A 16,684-nucleotide genomic window follows, 5' to 3' on the forward strand; every position below is an offset into this window, starting at 1 on the left:
CACTCCTAAAATTCATTCATAAGCTGCTGAATCTCAGCTTCATTTATCACATTAACATGACTATCGCTTATACGATATACCCTGTCGCAGGCGGATAATACGCTCGGGCGATGGGTAGTCAAAATGCAGGTGCGTTTGCTGTCCTTTTTCATGATATTGCTAAGGACTCTTCGCTCTGTTGCGACATCAAGTGCCGAGGTAGCCTCATCCATAAGAAGAATTGGGGTCTTGCGAAGAATTGCTCGTGCTATGGCAAGACGCTGATTCTGTCCCTCTGAAAATCCAACTCCGCTCTCGCCAACATTATGATAAATTCCATCCGGAAGCTTCTGAACGAAATCATAAGCACATGATTGCTTAAGGGCATCAATGATTTCCTCATCTGTTGCCTCAGGTGCAATTAAGCGCATATTTTCCTCGATAGTACCAGAAAGCATCGTATTTCCCTGTGGAACGTATGCGATGAGAGAACGTGTCTCTGGAGAAAGTTCTCTTCGGATTGAATCATCTCCTTCAACTGTTACATATACCTGCCCATCCTGAACCTTTAATATTCCAAGAAGAATTCTAAGCATAGTTGTCTTACCTTCGCCAGATGGACCAACAAGAGCAATAATTTCTCCTGGATATGCCTCCATAGAAACCTTATCAAAAATCTGTCTGCCATCACTATCTTTGTAGGCAAAAGACATGTCATTTACCTTTACAGTTACACCAGAATCCCCCGCTTTTTCAACAAGCTTTGCATACTCTGGCGATGTTACTTCCTCTTCATCTGGTATTGCAAGGATTTCACGGACACGCTCAGTTGAAACTGTAAGTTCCAGAGATATTGGTATCAAATTCAAGAGGCTCTTTCCAGACATAGCAATTCTATAGGCCATCATAATTACAACAGTGAGGTCACCGAAAGTCATAGCCCCAGTATTCACTCTGTAGAATGCCCATGATATACAGATAATTGCTGATAAAATTCCACTTATATATGTAACGCCCCATGACAAAAGTGAGAAGAAATTAGACTTCATATCAGCAGTATATCTTTCCTGCTCAAGCACTTGAATTCGCTTATAGAACTCGTCTGCAAGTCCAAATGCTTTAACTGCCTGAATATTGTGGAATGACTCCTTGTGATAAGAGTTCTCCTTACTCTCAATGGCTTTTATATTAGACTGACACTCATAAATCTTGTTCATAAAAATTCTTGAAGAAAACATTATTATCGGTGCCACAATAATTACAACCAAAATCATGCTGGCGTCATTGATGAGGATAACTACCAACGATGCTAATATCATCAATGTGCAAGAGATAATGGTAGTAAGAAAACCATTGGCATTTCCCGAAATTGTTTTAGCATCATTAGTAAGACGGGTAATTAAATCTCCAGAATGGAATCTGGTTAGCTCCTCCCAATCAGCGCGCATAACCTTCCTGTATAATTTCTTGACAAGGTATGACTGCATAGAATTATAGTTCCATGCACCAAATCTGTTGGCTCCAATACTAATTGCAGCATTTAAGATAAACAGTCCAACATACAATACACCCATGATAATAGTCTTAGACACATTCTGGTTTAAAGCATCATCCACAATTGAGCCTATTTTATAGGTAATGATAAATCCCACAACCATGTGGATTAATTCAATACATATATAGGTAATAATCCTACCCACAAAATCATGAAAAAAGCCGTATATCCATTTGAGATTGAAATACAGTCTTTTAATTATTCCCTCTTTGTAATTTAAAACCTTGTTCTTATATTTTCCCAAAGCAACATCCTCATAACTTTATTTTGCGGCGTGATAAGCTTTTTTTCTCTCCACCATAAACTTAATAAACTCGCCCTTATTGTTGCAGGTAATGAAATCTATCACTCTTAGGATTATTACCTGTAGAAAATTTAATTCTCCCTTTTTATCTGCAATTACTGCAAATTCGTATCTTCGCCTATCGTCATAGTTCAGCTTCATGCCAACAAATCTCGCTATTTTCTCAAGCTCATGAAGGCTAATCAAAAATTTTGCTTCATTCCTGAAATTGAAGAAATCATTTTTTGAAGACCATGAATTACTGCTTGGATCCAAAATATATCTGTAAGCGCTATAGTATGTATCAAACTTGTTGATACGTCCTGCTGCAAGTATAGAAAGCACAAGCAATCTGTCTGTCAAAGTACAAAAAACTCTGAGCCTTCCAGTCTTAATAGCCCTCACCACCTCGTACACCTTCATGAAGCCGTCTTTACGATAAAATGAGCTAGCAGTTTGGCCTGGAAGAAGATAATTATCAAAGTCATCAATAGTATATTCACCCGCTTCTGCAAATTTAATATACTGCTCCATTTCTACCTGACGCTCATTGTTTTCATCAACAATAATGCTCTTTCCAAAGGTGGCTACATAATCTGGATTGGCTTCCATGAAATCAAACTGTTCTTGCAGCTTATTTTCGTCAATCCAGTAATCATCTCCCTCAATTAATGCAATATACTTACCTTGCGCGCGTGTAAGCAAGTCTTCAAAATTTTTGAAAGCACCAAGATTCTTTGGACGAACAATTGCTTTGATAATATCAGAATATTCATTACCGTATTTACGTACTATCTCACCTGTGGAATCTGGCGAGCAGTCGTCCCCCACAATTACCTCAATTGAACCAGAAAACTTCTGAGCCAGTATACTGTCCAAGGTCATCCCTATATATTTTTCTTGCTTGTAGGTCGCTACTACCACGCTTATATCTATGTTACTCACTTTTGGTCTCCATTATTCCGTTCGCTCTTTTCACATATCCCCTTGGACTAATTATTGCCATCAGATATTCCCTTTTCTGATGTTTATCCAATTGACGATAGTGCCTAATACATTCCCTAAGCAAAAGCTTTCTGAATCGATTATCCAAATGATATTTCTTGTATGCCTCGTCGCTATATCTGAACATCAGCTGAATCAGTTCCTCAAACATTGAATATACTATTAAACGGTAAAACTCACCATAAAACTGATTCTTACAGCATTCCACTCTATCCTGGTGAGCTTCAAATACATCAAAATGTCTTATGTCATCTGTGTGCTTGCTGCCTGTGATACCATCAGTGCGAATTCTATAGTGATATAGGGGCTCTGGCACTGTGCAGATGAGCTTTGACTCATCTATGATTCTATGAATTGCAAACTCATCCTCGTGAATCTTTCCAACTGCAAATCGTACCTTATCAAACACCTGCTTTTTATATAGCTTGTTCCAAGCCACAATCATAGCAAGATAATCCTCGGTGAATATATTTCCAAGTATTCTCATCGCAGAAGTTCTTGAAAAGCCATTAGATTTATCAAGTGAAATCTGTCTGCAGCTTCCCCCTTCTTCTACATATCCACAAATAATAATATCAGCATCTGTCTTCAAAGCATCCTGAACCATGTGACTCACATAATCCGGTTCAATCCAATCATCAGAATCTACAAAAGCAATATATTCTCCATTTGCATTTTCAATTCCAGTATTGCGAGCTCCCGACAAGCCCTTGTTTTCCTGATGAATATATGTGAAGCGTGAATCTATTCTGGCGTACTGCTTAGCGATAGTCGCGGTCCTGTCCGTCGAGCCATCATCAATCAAAAGAATCTGAAGTTTGGTATATGACTGTCCCATAATAGAATCAAGACATTTGCCAAGATACTCTGCCACATTGTACATAGGTACGATAATTGAAACCAATGGTTGTGAATTGTTTGCCTCATGAGAAAGGCCTTGCGAGCCACCGTTTATGGAAGCTACTAATCCCCGCACCAACCTAGGTTCATTCACATAAGATATCTTCCTCGCAAACAAGGTCTTTGAATCTATCAAATCTTCTAAATCCGTATATACGAACTCATATGGATTCCCCCTGTTCCAATCGATATATCTCAAACAATTGCCAGGAACCTTGTCTTTGAACCTTGAATTAATAGCTAGTGTCTGAAGGAAAATCTCGTCAGGTGCATTGGTAAACCAATACATTCTGTATATCTTTAACTCATTTTCTAACGTATATCTAGCCAAATCATCTGTGATTGAAAACCAGTTATCTCCCTTTACAAAGTCCAATTCCGGATACTTCTTTGTCCTATCCACACCTCTGGCTGCCTGCCTGTCAACATATGCCCAACTTCTTTTAGTTAGCCATCGAAGCAAAGCCTTTTTCTTGCCTGGGCCATCATGATAGCCTCTGCCAACCCAACGAGCATAAGGATAATAGTACTTTATCTTGTACATGAAATCATCTCCATACTCGCCATCATGGTGGTAGGAAACGAATTCCTGATTCTTTTCTGCTAAGTAACTGTGAATCTCATCCTGTGATTTAAGTGGAAAGTCAATTCCAGAAATTAGATGATAATACTTATAATGGCCATGTTTCGTAGCTGTTTTCAACAGAACCATCTCTGCCAAAACAAATGAAATATCACCCCATCTCACATCCACTCTAAGCGCAAAAAAGAGACCAGCATTTTTCACCCACGAACGTATTTCTTTAAAGTCCGCGAATCTGGTCTTTCTATCAATATGTAAATAAATATCATTTCTAATATCATCCAATGCCTGCAGCAAATATTTGAGAGACTCAAACTCACCATGAGCCATGATAAGAAATGCATGTTTTAAATTGGTCTGAATAAACAGACCGTTTTGGTAATAGCAATTTACCTTGTCCGCTTCAAGAAATTCCTTAAAGGCTTCCTTATGTGACAATGCAACTTCAAGCAAGTTGAAAAAATAATCATCGTTTACAGCTGCTGCAACCCTTGCATACTCCTCGATTGTATAGCCAAAGCTGGCATGAATCATCAGCTTACAAAACAACTGATAAAACTTTTCTCTAATCTTGCCTGTAAAAACAGCTTCAAACTGTGGCTGAATTCCTTTAACAAGCTGTAGGTGCTCTTCGAAATTCCTCCGTAGACTATGGAGACTGCCCATTGCAGAATCAGTACGTACTCTATAAAAATATGGTCTAGGCTTGATACAATTAATGCTATTGGCATAATATCCATAACAAATATTAAAAGCCAAATCCTCACCCATGTGACAATCCTGATTGAAGCAGATTCCATTCTCACTGATAATGGATGCCTTGTAGATTTTGTTCCAAACCTCGTAACCGATTAAATAATCAATCAGCTCCCCTTTTATCAGATTGAATTTTTCTTCCTGAGTCTGTGTACTATGAAGCCCCTCGATAAAATCATAGGCCTCAAGCTGCTGGCCTTTATCATCCACTCTGTTATATTGGCAGTTAACCCAGTCAGCATCAGTCTGTTCCAGTGCTGCAACCATAGTCTCTACAGCATCTTTGGCAATATAGTCATCCCCATCAACAAACATGATATAGGTACCAAAGGCCTTTGAAATGCCAAAATTTCTAGCAGCAGACACACCCAAATTGCTCTGATAGAAGCCTCGAACTCTCTTATCCCGCCTCATTGCAGCATCAATATGTGCTCTGGTTGAGTCAGTGGAACCGTCATCAACCACAATCACTTCAATGTTAGAATAGGTCTGAACAAGAATCGAGCCTAAACAATCGTCTATGAAATTTTCAACATTGTAGGCTGGAACAATTATTGAGACCTGCTTCATAACATTACCCATTCCCAAAACTAAATCCTAAAAAACTTGCAAAAAATAGCAGGTGACTTTTTAAAAGTCATGTATTTCAAATACTTCTTTTCTTCAAACAAATCCTCTGCATAAGTATCAAACAGTCTAATGTACATCGACATTGACTTCTTCTTCATTGGCTCACTTCCGTCTTTGTAAAACTTAGCTAATTTCAAAAGTGCCCACTTGAAAGTAATCTCAGCAAAGTCTTCATCTCCATTTTCAAGAGCTAGCTTGACGCGCTTCTCATAAGCATCAATTGCATGAAGATGATTCAGATGTCCTGCGTTTTCCTTTCCTGTTATACTCTCATCATTATTGCGGTATACATAACTCTTCACTGGCAAGTAAACAGCCTTTGTAGTATTAAATACCAATCTATTTACAAGGAACTCATCCTCGTGAAATTTTCCAAATTCAAAACGATAATCCTTAAAAAAATCTCTCTTGTACAGCTTGTTGCAGGAGCTTACCATCAAGACATATTCCCTTGAAATGGGATTGGTAAGCCATGCCTTGCATTTCTCCGATGTCATAAGCAGCGCACTAGTAATTTTCTCTGATGACTCTGCCAATTTCGACGATGCGAAATCACAAAATGCAAAATCTGAACCAGTCTTTTCTATGGCTGCAACTAAAAGATGTATGTGCTCCTTTGTCACGAAGTCATCCGAATCAACGAAACATATATATTCGCCCTTCGCCATATCTAGACCTGTATTTCTCGCTGCAGAAAGGCCCTGGTTACGCTGATGAGCCACCTTGATACGTGCGTCCTTCTCATACCACTGATCACACATCTCACCACTAGAATCCGTAGAGCCATCATCTATCAAAATAATCTCTATATTGCTGTAGGTCTGCTCCAGTAAAGATGTAACACAATGCTCCAAAAAACTTTCCACATTGTATACTGGCACAATAACAGAAACTAATTTATTTTCCAAAATGCATCATTCCCTTTTTATCAAAAATTTTAATTTATCTTTTAAAACGATGGTAGCATCAAAAATGTTTGCCCCTCGTTTTTCACCAAAAATCCTATTCAGTATCCTTCTCAAGCACAAATACTTTTTCGCACCTTTTTCATGCCAACTAGCCTCAAAATGATGGATTGAATAGGTTGCCTCAGTGCATCTAATTGCTCCTGTAGCCCAATTCTTCGGGCAAAAAGCTTCGATTGGATAAATCTCCATTCCAGCCACCTGCTGACGTGTGCCATCCAACTTCAGACCATGCTCCACAAGGACTTTTGTCCTGAGTTTGGGACTTTCAATATATTCTTCCAAATCGTCATAGCAATGACGCATCTCTTCGAAAATTGGAAAATGTGGAACTCCTCCAAACCCCAAGCCATCTGCGACCAAGTCCTCTCTTTCAAATCCCATAAATGCTTTATGCTCACAAAGTGGTGACAAATCTTTTAACACTTCAACATCTGTATCCAGATAGATGCCACCATACTGCGCCAATACATCCAAACGGGCGTAGTCAGTAACAAATGCCCATTTTCCGTCCTTGTATGCCCTTTCCATAAAAGGATGCTTGTGTATGTCGTAGTTGCTTTCGTTCCATTCGATAATCTCAAAATCTGGACACTTTGCTTTCCACGTCTCAATATAGCGCTCAATACGAGCTGATTTTGGTTTCCCTCCGAACCAGAAATAATGTATTTTCTTTGGAATTGATGTATAACTCATGATTCTCCCCGTGTTGCTATGACGTATAAACACCTGTATAATCTAAGTATGAATAAACCAATTACTACAATTATCCCATTTTTTAATAGCGATGGAACCATTGCCACAATGCTTGAAAGCATATTAAGTGGTTTCGTAATTCCTGATGAAATCCTGCTAATTGATGATGGTTCTGATGATTCATCTCCATCAATCGCGAGGGATTATTCTGCTCGCTATCCATTTATTAAATACATCAGACAAAATCATGCTGGCGTATCTGCTGCAAGAAATCTTGGAATCAGATATGCCACATCTTCCTGGATTAGCTTCCTAGATGCTGATGATTATATCGAAAAAACTATGTATGAGCAAATGCAAGCCGCATTGACTGGAGATGTGAGCGGGTGCATCTGCGGCTATTTCACCGAAAAGGATGGGATTTCAACCGAATATACGCCAGATGTCGACGATTTCCTTAGCTCCGATGAATTACTAAAGGCAATGTTCACTGATGATAACATCCGTGGTTTTCTTTTCACTAGGCTCTTCAAAGCAGAACTTATTAAAGATAACGCCTTTCGCTCAGATATCTCACTATGTGAGGACCTACTATTTCAAACGGATTTGCTAACCCAAAATCCAAATTTAAAATTTGTCTGTGTACAAGCGCCACTTTATCATTATGTGCAAAATGATTATTCTGTCACAAACAGCCTGAATGTTTTTAATAATGGTGTATTTAAATACAAACCTGCATTTGATGAAATCAAAAAGCTTGCACCATTTGATTACGTGGATGAGAGCTATACTTCTATTCTCCACTATAATATGTACTGTCTGCTGAAAAACTATAGAACTGGCAATAAAAAAAATAAAGCTATATTATCGCATATACGAAATTTACAACGGGAGTTAAAATCTTTCCCGCGAAATGCTAGTAGCTCTTGTAAACAATCTCTAGCTTTCAAATATGCTCCAATTCTTTATAGCTATTTTATGAAGTAACCCTGAAATAATGGCTAGCCTTGAAAGCTAGCCTTTTTCATTATCCCTTCATTATCTGATAAATTCCTCTAAAGAAATAGAAAACTTCAAAGTTACCCGTTCTAAGGCACAGATACCTAAATCGACTTATCTTCTGCCCCTTTCGAATTTCCTTTAGCAATGTCTGGAATTCTCTGCTTCTAAGTTCAGTTTGTAACTTCCTTCGGACAAGCTTCGAAGCTGATCTACCTCCATATTCCTCGTAATAGGCTGTTAGACGACTAACCCAGTCATTGACAAATATTCCTTTTAATACAAGAATATTATCATCGTTAACTCCATCCTGCTTTGACTCCCAATCAATAAATCGCCTATAGATAACTTTAGTATCCTCCAAATCACTTATGTGATAAGAGATTGAAAGGCTGTCATCCCTTCGTTTTACATAATGATATAAAGCAAGATTAATCATCCCTATGTATCCTGGTGAATGATCAAGATAGTCCAAATTAAACTTCAAATCTTCACCAATATTAATGCTTTCATCGAATCGAATATTATTCTCTCTAATCAATTTCAAGTCATAGCATTTGTTGGTAACGAAGTTGAATAATTTCAACCAAGATAAAACTGCCGCTGAGCTTCGAGACATTAAATAATTCTCACCCTCAACATAACCATGGGCAATCTCAAGAATATTTTTTTTATCCTTAACATTCTTATTCAGCTTGTTGTCAAAAAACATACCGCAAACAATGAAGCTGTACTTTTTCTTCCCCCAGCGTTCAATGGCATTAACATAATTATCTGCTAAATCCTCTTCCGGGTAATCGTCAGCATCACAGAAAAAAATATATTCTCCAGTAGCAGCCTCGATTCCGTCATTTCGTGTTGCTGACACGCCCTTGTTCGGGTGTGTCAGAATCTTTATTCTGGAATCATTCATTGCAAACTTCTTACAGATTGCCAAAGAATTGTCCTTGGAACCATCGTCCACCAAAATAATTTCCAGATTCCTATAGGTCTGGTTACATACTGCCGTGAGACATTCTTCCAAATATTCACTTGCATTGTAAACCGGTATAACTACCGACAGTAAAACATCGTTCATAATCTAGTACTTAAAATAGTTCCAAAGTAACAGAGCTATTTTTTTCTTCGCACCAGCAATCCCTGGTGCTCCATATTCCCCTATGATATTTCTATATTTGGCTTCCATGGAAACTTTAGTAGCTTCATCATCGGAGGCCTCCGCATTTCTATAAATGTATTTAATATATTCCAGCAACGAAATAACGCTGTGTTCAACCAACTGCCTGTCGCCCTGCTCTTTAAAAAAAGAAATGCGCTCTTCTATGGCACTAAGAAAGTCAGCACATCTTCCTTTGAGTCCTGCATTCATAACACTGTTTTCGCGCTGATAGTATTTGTACAGACTATTTGGCATGTACCGAACAAGCTTTGCTTTATAAAGTACCTTGTATATCGTAGCCTCATCTTCGTGAACATGTCCCTCTGGGAATCTTATATTGTCCCAAAGATTTGACTTGTATAACTTGCTCCAGGCCACTGTACAAACATTATTGTTACGCATCATTTGAATGACACTTTCTCTTCCACTGAAAAATCCTGGCTCAGTACTGGTAAAAAGTATCTCTGGTTTATCATCAAATACGTGCGAGAATCCGCACGCAACCACATCTGAATTACTTTGAGTTGCCTGCTCAAGCATTTCAGAGATAGCACTCGATTCAATGTAATCATCGCTATCCACAAAGAAAATATAATCCCCTGTCACCCTATCAAGAGCTGCATTTCTAGCGGCCGAAAGCCCTTTGTTCTCCTGATGAACTACCGTGATTCTGGAATCCATTGCAGCATAGTTGTCGCAAAGCTGTCCTGTGTAATCTGTAGAGCCATCATCCACAATAATAATCTCCAAATTGCTATGTGTCTGATTTATTAACGACTCAATGCATCTTTTCAAATATTTTTCCACATTAAAAGCTGGAACTATCACCGATACCTTTGATACACAGATATACTTATTTGATGATATAATCCGTACTAATCTATCATAATAGCTATTGATGTTAAACTCTATATCATTTCTTGCCTTATTATAGCCTTTTTTGCCAGTTTCTATACGATAGTTAATATTTGTGGAAAATTCGCATATCGCTTTAGACAAATTGTGGATTATATCGCTATTCTTATCTACAATAAGAGCCCCATCTCCTACCACTTCTGGTATTGCTCCAGAATTGGTTGTAATAAGTGGAATCCCCTTTGCTATAGTCTCCAATGCAACAAGTCCAAATGGTTCTTCTGCTATTGTAGGCATAATTACTGCATCATACTCGTTATAGCGTAAAGCCATCTCACTAGTTGATAGCCTCTTTTGGCAAGAAATTCGAGATGGATTCTTCTTTATTTCTTCTAAGACTTTTTTCTCGTAAGGAATCAGCTTTTCAGAGAATCCAATGATATCCAAGGTAGCTCTATCAGCGACTTCCGAAGGTGACTGCTCTAAGAATAGATTAAACGCCTTTACAAGTTCCAGGACCCCCTTGTCAGGAATTATCCTTCCCGCATAGAGAAACTTTACATTTTCATCAGCTGTTCGAGTAGTCTGTTTGTAAGCATCAAAATCGATGCCATTGTAAAGCACTTCAACAACTGCATTATTATCGTATTTGCGAATCTGTTTTTTAATATAATTGCTTACAGCAATAAATTGAACTCCCGCAGCTGTAAGCATCCTGATGTAATCTGGCGAACGGTATACATCCACATCATTGTGCATGTGAAAATAAATAGGAAAATCCCTTACACCAGCAGTTGCTTTCAAAAGCTCTGCCGTAGTTGACATTTGATTTTCAACTATAACGGCATAATAAGAATCTTCCGGTTCCCAATGTTCCATAAATGCCTTAATAATAGACTTATCATACAAACGTTTCGCGCTTATACCTTCACTAAAAGTGCGATAAAACTTATCGCTAACCCTATCAATCTTCGCTGTAAAACTGTTTAACTCTATTGGAATAATATTTGTAAAAGAATAGTTATTTGAACAAGAAAAGTCCGCAATTGTATATAAATCAATTGCAAAGCTTTGGGATATTTCATTTTGATCGATGATGCACGTAATAAGCTCCTCCACAGCCCCGCCTTTAGAGGCGGGCACTGGAAGTATGCATGGTGCTATAATTGCTAGTTTTCTCATAACCACTAAAAGGCTTTAAGTCCACATTTATACAAATTGATTGTACGTGAAACCACGTCATCCCAATTGTATTTGCTGAGGACATATTCCGCAGCCTGTTCTTTGTAGGAACGGACCTCCTTCTGATCATCAAGAAGTTCGATAAGCTTCTGCTTAAGGTCCTCCACATCCCCTTTCTTAAATGTAATTCCCTTATCAGCAACAACTCCAGCTGTCTCATTAATATCACTAACAAGACAACAGTTTCCATAGCTCATTGCTTCGAGAAGAGAAATCGGCATTCCCTCCACATCACTAGGAAGTACATAGAGATAAGCATTTGAGTAAAGCTCCTCAAGAACCTTACCCTGCTGAAAACCAAGAAGCATAATGCGCTCATCCTCTCGGGCAGCACGTTTAATTTTTGAAACATAATCATTACTGTGGCTTGTGCCACCAACAATAACAAGCTTTTTATCAGTGTGAATCTGCTTGTAGGCCTTTATCAAATAATGAAGCCCCTTCTCTGGAACTATACGTGCAAGGAAAAGAATGTATTCATCCTTCTTAAGACCAAACTGTTGAGTGATTTCTTCTGCCTCAAGAATCTCAGGCTTTCCAATCCCATTTGGAATCAGTGTAGCCTCACGACCATAAGTATCCTTGAAAAATTTCTTATTACCCTCTGATAAAACAATAAGCTCATCAGCATACTTCGCAGCACATTTTTCGCCAAACTCAAGATACTTGGTAGCGAAACCACCCCATTTAGCTCTCTGGCTATCAATACCATGAATGGTAGCAACTGTTCGAATACCAAGAAGATGTGGTAACCAAATCATTGCGCATGGGCCGGAAGCATGAAAATGTATAACATCATAATGATGAAAAACTGCATGAAGCGTAGCCAAAATCGAATAGATAGTAGCGTTAAGACTCTTTTTTTCCGAAGTAGGTACTGTGATGATATGTATTCCCTTATACATCTTTCCAACCTGAACATCATTTTCTGCTCCAGAAACATGATGTCCGGCCCTATTGTAAACATAGACATCGTGTCCCTCTTCTACCATTTTTGTTGCCAACTCTTCAACAACAATTTCAATTCCACCCTCACGCGATGGTATTCGCTTATGGCCAATCATTGCGATTTTCATTGTATTTCTCCCTAAAACCAAATAACAAAAACTATCTCTTCTTAATATACAAAGCAATTACAACAACTGCAATAATTCCCACTACTCCAGCGATGCCCAAGCCAACCCATCTAAGAATTAGACTTAATGAATCATCAACTGCTTCTACATTGTTGTCCTTGCTAACTGTAACACTAAAAGTACCTAAGTCGGTTAAAACTGTCTCTCCATCTGTGTCTGTGTATGTAAGCGAAACATTAACCTCCTGATCACCAGGCTCTGTGAAGATTACATAATAATCCTGTGTATAGCTTTTGCCAGCATAAACTGTATCAAGCTTGATTCGCTTGCTGTTTGATGAGACATTTCCATCGATAACAAGCTCTGCATCAGTAATATTTGATGAGCTCTGGTTTACATAGTTAAAGCTGAGTAGCGACTTACCATTTACAATAGCATGTGTAGTAACATCGATTGACTTAACACCGATTGTACTTCCACCAGAAGTAGGTATTACAATTGTAGCTGTGTTAGTCATTCTAGCATCTGCTGTCTCATATTCAAAATTGCAGCTGAGATCAACTGCATTACCAGTGAAGTTTGAACCAATTGTAAGAGGAACTGAAACCTCTTTTGTCTTTCCTGCGCCAATATTTCCAACGTAAACCTGGTTGTCATTTCCATATACTGGATATATCGCACCAGTAGAATTTGACATAGTCATCAATACGCTACGAGCAGCCATATCAGTAGCTGTATTGTGCAACTTGAAGTTTACAGTAATTTCCTTACCAGCCTCAATCATTCCACCATCAATTGTATAACCTTCAATTTCGATGATAGCAATCTGCGATCCCTCTACAGAGGATACCGCTTCCTGCGAGGTCTCAGGCTGTGGTGCCTCCACCTCAGTAGCATTTGCCACAATACCGAAATTTACACCCAAGCAAACAACTGCAAAGAGGCAAACTGTAATTTTTCTAATAAATGATTTCATAACTTTCTTCTCTGCCTCCTACTTGTTCTTCTTGCTTAATTTCTTTGCATAACGCTCGTTCTGGAAGTAATCATAATCTGCATTTGACGCAACGTACTCATCCATTTCAAGCTTGTTAACAATTGTTCCAATAAGATTTGCCTTAACTTCAGTAAGAGCATTAGCCGCATCAACAAGGCCACGCTTTGTAGTGTCGCCGATTGCTGAAACAAGAATAGTTGCATCAACATTTACAGCGATAACCTTTGCATCCATTGCTGCGTTGATAGCAGGCATATCATAAATGATAAAATCGTATGTATCAGCTAGCTCGTTTCTAGCAACATTCATCTTGTTAGAGCAAAGTAGGCGAACAGGATTATCGATAAGCTCACCACATGGGATATATGAAAGATTCTCTGTAGTTGTCTCACAAATAACCTGATCAAGAGAAACTCTATCCATAAGGTAATCAGAAAGGCCCTCAGAAACATTCTCATTCAATCTCTTATATCGATTCTTCTTTCTCATATCACCGTCAATAAGAACCGTCTTCCAACCAGAGCTTGCAAGTGCTGCAGCAAGGTTGATTGCAACAGTAGTTGTACCATTACCAGCTTCACAGCCACAGATGAGAAAGCTCTTGTAACCATTCTGCTTTTTCAAAATATGAAGATTCATAACCGCCTGGTCGAAGGCATCATTTAATACATAATTGTCGTTTCTGTAAATCTCTAACCTTTTCATCATTGCACCTCCTACTCCTTATAATCTGGAATAATTCCGATTACAGGAAGTTCCTCTCTGATTGAAGCTTCGCGAACTGTACGAACCTTTCTGTCGAAAATCTCACAAAGTACAACAACGAGGCATGCTAAAACGAAACCTCCTGCAAGGAACTCTACTCTCTTCTTCCAAGCCTGAATCTTAGCATTCTTTGCCAATCTGTATGAATATGCTGTATCAAGAGTCTTAACAGCGTCTGTTTTCAAAATATCAGCCATCTCAATCGCATATGACTGAGCCATAGCATCAGCCATCTCCATTGAAAGAGCTGGATCTGCTGTGTATGTAGTAAATGAAATAATTGTAGCAGAGCTATTCATGAAGTTTGAAATAGTGCTCGAAGATGATTTATTAGCTGAAGAGCTAACGCTAACTGAGCCCTGAACGTCTGCAGCTGTAACATCACTACGACCAATGATGAGTGCAGCTCTCTGGCAAACCTTGTATGAATTTGCAACATTAAGGTAAGCATTCATAGCTGTGACTGCTGCTGTCGTATCATTAATAGAGCCGTCTGCTGCTGCATAAACTGTAGCCGTGGCAGAATACATATCCTCTCCAACGTTAAGTGTAAGACCTACACCCACAATAAACATCAGAACTGTGATGATTCCGATGAACTTTTTCTTTTTAAGTAATGCTGATAAGCACCTTCCCACATCAATCTCTAATTCATTTTTATACATTTCAAAATACCCTTTCTTGCTATATAGTTTTAAATATATCTACCGCAATGTTAAAAATTATAACATTTCAGTCAACTAAAGTATATTGATAAAAGAAAGAATTATCTCAAGAAACAAATTTCTATTTTTGTTTATTTTCACAAATAATACACAAATATAGCCGCAGAAAACTCTGCGGCTATAAATTTGCGTATTAAATTTGATTCTATTTCTATAATTACTTGTTTGAATACATATCTGAATAGTACTTCTGGTAATCTCCAGAAGTAACATTCTTCATCCAATCCTCATGCTCGAAGAACCAAGCGATTGTCTTCTTGATGCCTTCCTCGAAGCATGTCTCTGGATACCAGCCAATCTCAGCCTTGATCTTGTCTGGAGCGATAGCGTAACGTCTGTCGTGACCCTTACGGTCTGTTACGTACTTGATAAGTTTCTCTGAAACGAGCTCCTTGCGTGGGTCTCCATCTGGTAGCATCTCCTGAAGTGTATCAAGGATGATGTGGATAATCTGGATGTTCTGCTTCTCATTGTGACCACCAATATTGTATGTCTCGAAAAGCTTACCCTGCTCCTGGACCATATCGATTCCCTTTGCGTGATCCTCTACGAAGAGCCAGTCACGTACGTTCTTTCCATCACCGTATACTGGAAGATCCTTGCCCTGAAGCGCATTGTTGATGATAAGTGGAATGAGCTTCTCTGGGAACTGGTAAGGGCCATAGTTGTTAGAGCAGTTTGTAATGTTTGCAGGGAACTTATATGTATCCATGTAAGCCTTTACAAGCATGTCTGAGCTAGCCTTTGATGCTGAGTATGGTGAATGTGGATCATATGGTGTTGTCTCGTAGAAGAATGCATTGTCATCATCTGGAAGTGATCCATAAACCTCATCAGTAGAAACATGGAGGAACTTCTTTCCTTCCTTGAATGAGCCATCTTCGAGCTCCCAAGCTTCCTTAGCACAGTTGAGCATTACAGCTGTACCAAGTACATTTGTCTGAACGAAAACCTCTGGGTTTACGATAGAGCGGTCAACGTGTGACTCTGCTGCAAAGTGAACAACACGGTCAATATCGTTCTCCTGGAAAATCTTTCTGATAGCTTCCTTGTCGCAAATATCTGCCTTTACGAATGTATAGTTGTCACGATCCTCGATATCCTTAAGGTTCTCAAGGTTACCTGCGTATGTAAGCTTGTCAACGTTGATGATACGAATCTCGTTGTCATACTTCTTAAACATGTAGTGAATGTAGTTTGAGCCAATGAACCCAGCTCCACCTGTAACTAAATATGTTCTCATATTGTTTTCTTTTCTCCTCCAAAGATTTATAATCACAAAAATCTTCGTATATTATATACGTCTTTTATTATTATTTCCACTTTTTTTTACTAATAGCAGAATACACCACTCCGTTACACAAATCCTGCTACCACCCATCTATAACAATGGCAGAGTATAATTCCCCATTCCATTACAGAAAGTGGTTATCTAACAATTTTGTTATATCATTTTCACTTTCTTTTGTCTGTTGCAACACATTATATTCATAAACTTTTTCTACACTCCAACT

At 38.6% G+C, this 16,684-nt stretch carries 13 protein-coding genes; 1 reads left to right on the forward strand and 12 read right to left on the reverse strand.

Features of this window, described 5'->3' with window-relative positions:
• Positions 1–5: 5 nt before the first annotated feature.
• The 5 genes from FXF36_RS03015 to FXF36_RS03035 form a co-directional block, all read right to left on the reverse strand.
• Positions 6–1,679 (reverse strand): ABC transporter ATP-binding protein, encoded by a 1,674-nt coding sequence (locus FXF36_RS03015; protein ID WP_167511265.1) that lies wholly within the window; start codon positions 1,677–1,679, stop codon positions 6–8.
• A gap of 117 nt (positions 1,680–1,796) precedes the next feature.
• Positions 1,797–2,762, reverse strand: coding sequence for a glycosyltransferase (locus FXF36_RS03020; RefSeq protein ID WP_151622405.1), 966 nt, complete (start codon positions 2,760–2,762; stop codon positions 1,797–1,799).
• The gene (locus FXF36_RS03025) at positions 2,755–5,643 is read right to left on the reverse strand and encodes a glycosyltransferase (RefSeq protein WP_151622406.1); all 2,889 of its coding nucleotides are present in this window, start codon (positions 5,641–5,643) and stop codon (positions 2,755–2,757) included. The genes FXF36_RS03020 and FXF36_RS03025 overlap by 8 nt, the downstream gene beginning before the upstream one ends.
• An 8-nt stretch (positions 5,644–5,651) precedes the next feature.
• On the reverse strand, positions 5,652–6,599 hold the full coding sequence (locus FXF36_RS03030; RefSeq protein WP_167511266.1) for a glycosyltransferase family 2 protein: 948 nt from the start codon (positions 6,597–6,599) through the stop codon (positions 5,652–5,654).
• 6 nt (positions 6,600–6,605) lie between these two features.
• The gene (locus FXF36_RS03035) at positions 6,606–7,352 is read right to left on the reverse strand and encodes a glycosyltransferase family 32 protein (protein WP_151622408.1); all 747 of its coding nucleotides are present in this window, start codon (positions 7,350–7,352) and stop codon (positions 6,606–6,608) included.
• 48 nt (positions 7,353–7,400) lie between these two features.
• On the opposite strand from FXF36_RS03035, the gene FXF36_RS03040 reads away from it, so the two are divergent.
• A complete protein-coding gene (locus tag FXF36_RS03040; protein WP_167511267.1) occupies positions 7,401–8,339 on the forward strand; it encodes a glycosyltransferase family 2 protein in 939 nt (312 codons plus the stop codon).
• A gap of 40 nt (positions 8,340–8,379) precedes the next feature.
• Here FXF36_RS03040 and FXF36_RS03045 read toward each other — a convergent pair whose 3' ends face one another.
• From FXF36_RS03045 to rfbB, 7 genes are all read right to left on the reverse strand, one after another.
• A complete protein-coding gene (locus FXF36_RS03045; protein ID WP_151622410.1) occupies positions 8,380–9,429 on the reverse strand; it encodes a glycosyltransferase family 2 protein in 1,050 nt (349 codons plus the stop codon).
• 3 nt (positions 9,430–9,432) lie between these two features.
• A complete protein-coding gene (locus tag FXF36_RS03050; RefSeq protein ID WP_151622411.1) occupies positions 9,433–11,547 on the reverse strand; it encodes a glycosyltransferase in 2,115 nt (704 codons plus the stop codon).
• Between the two features lie 5 nt (positions 11,548–11,552).
• The gene (locus FXF36_RS03055) at positions 11,553–12,683 is read right to left on the reverse strand and encodes a glycosyltransferase family 4 protein (RefSeq protein WP_151622412.1); all 1,131 of its coding nucleotides are present in this window, start codon (positions 12,681–12,683) and stop codon (positions 11,553–11,555) included.
• Positions 12,684–12,714: 31 nt separating this feature from the next.
• Complete coding sequence (locus FXF36_RS03060; protein WP_151622413.1) at positions 12,715–13,659, reverse strand: COG1361 family protein; 945 nt, start codon at positions 13,657–13,659, stop codon at positions 12,715–12,717.
• Positions 13,660–13,677: 18 nt separating this feature from the next.
• A complete protein-coding gene (locus FXF36_RS03065; protein ID WP_151622414.1) occupies positions 13,678–14,388 on the reverse strand; it encodes a CpsD/CapB family tyrosine-protein kinase in 711 nt (236 codons plus the stop codon).
• An 8-nt stretch (positions 14,389–14,396) separates the two neighbouring features.
• Positions 14,397–15,110 (reverse strand): Wzz/FepE/Etk N-terminal domain-containing protein, encoded by a 714-nt coding sequence (locus FXF36_RS03070; protein ID WP_151622415.1) that lies wholly within the window; start codon positions 15,108–15,110, stop codon positions 14,397–14,399.
• Positions 15,111–15,327: 217 nt separating this feature from the next.
• Positions 15,328–16,413, reverse strand: a complete 1,086-nt coding sequence (rfbB, locus tag FXF36_RS03075; protein WP_151622416.1) for a dTDP-glucose 4,6-dehydratase — start codon at positions 16,411–16,413, stop codon at positions 15,328–15,330.
• Positions 16,414–16,684 lie beyond the last annotated feature (271 nt).

Source organism: Pseudobutyrivibrio xylanivorans (genome assembly GCF_008935055.1).
Taxonomy (GTDB): Bacteria; Bacillota; Clostridia; order Lachnospirales; family Lachnospiraceae; genus Pseudobutyrivibrio; species Pseudobutyrivibrio xylanivorans_A.

Excerpts from the sequence above, each read along its gene's own strand:
- rfbB (WP_151622416.1), bottom strand. The coding sequence starts at position 16,413 with ATGAGAACATATTTAGTTACAGGTGGAGCTGGGTTCATTGGCTCAAAC.
- FXF36_RS03025 (WP_151622406.1), bottom strand. The coding sequence starts at position 5,643 with ATGGGTAATGTTATGAAGCAGGTCTCAATAATTGTTCCAGCCTACAAT.
- FXF36_RS03065 (WP_151622414.1), bottom strand. The coding sequence starts at position 14,388 with ATGATGAAAAGGTTAGAGATTTACAGAAACGACAATTATGTATTAAAT.
- FXF36_RS03060 (WP_151622413.1), bottom strand. The coding sequence starts at position 13,659 with ATGAAATCATTTATTAGAAAAATTACAGTTTGCCTCTTTGCAGTTGTT.
- FXF36_RS03070 (WP_151622415.1), bottom strand. The coding sequence starts at position 15,110 with ATGTATAAAAATGAATTAGAGATTGATGTGGGAAGGTGCTTATCAGCA.
- FXF36_RS03045 (WP_151622410.1), bottom strand. The coding sequence starts at position 9,429 with ATGAACGATGTTTTACTGTCGGTAGTTATACCGGTTTACAATGCAAGT.
- FXF36_RS03040 (WP_167511267.1), top strand. The coding sequence starts at position 7,401 with ATGAATAAACCAATTACTACAATTATCCCATTTTTTAATAGCGATGGA.
- FXF36_RS03035 (WP_151622408.1), bottom strand. The coding sequence starts at position 7,352 with ATGAGTTATACATCAATTCCAAAGAAAATACATTATTTCTGGTTCGGA.
- FXF36_RS03050 (WP_151622411.1), bottom strand. The coding sequence starts at position 11,547 with ATGAGAAAACTAGCAATTATAGCACCATGCATACTTCCAGTGCCCGCC.
- FXF36_RS03055 (WP_151622412.1), bottom strand. The coding sequence starts at position 12,683 with ATGAAAATCGCAATGATTGGCCATAAGCGAATACCATCGCGTGAGGGT.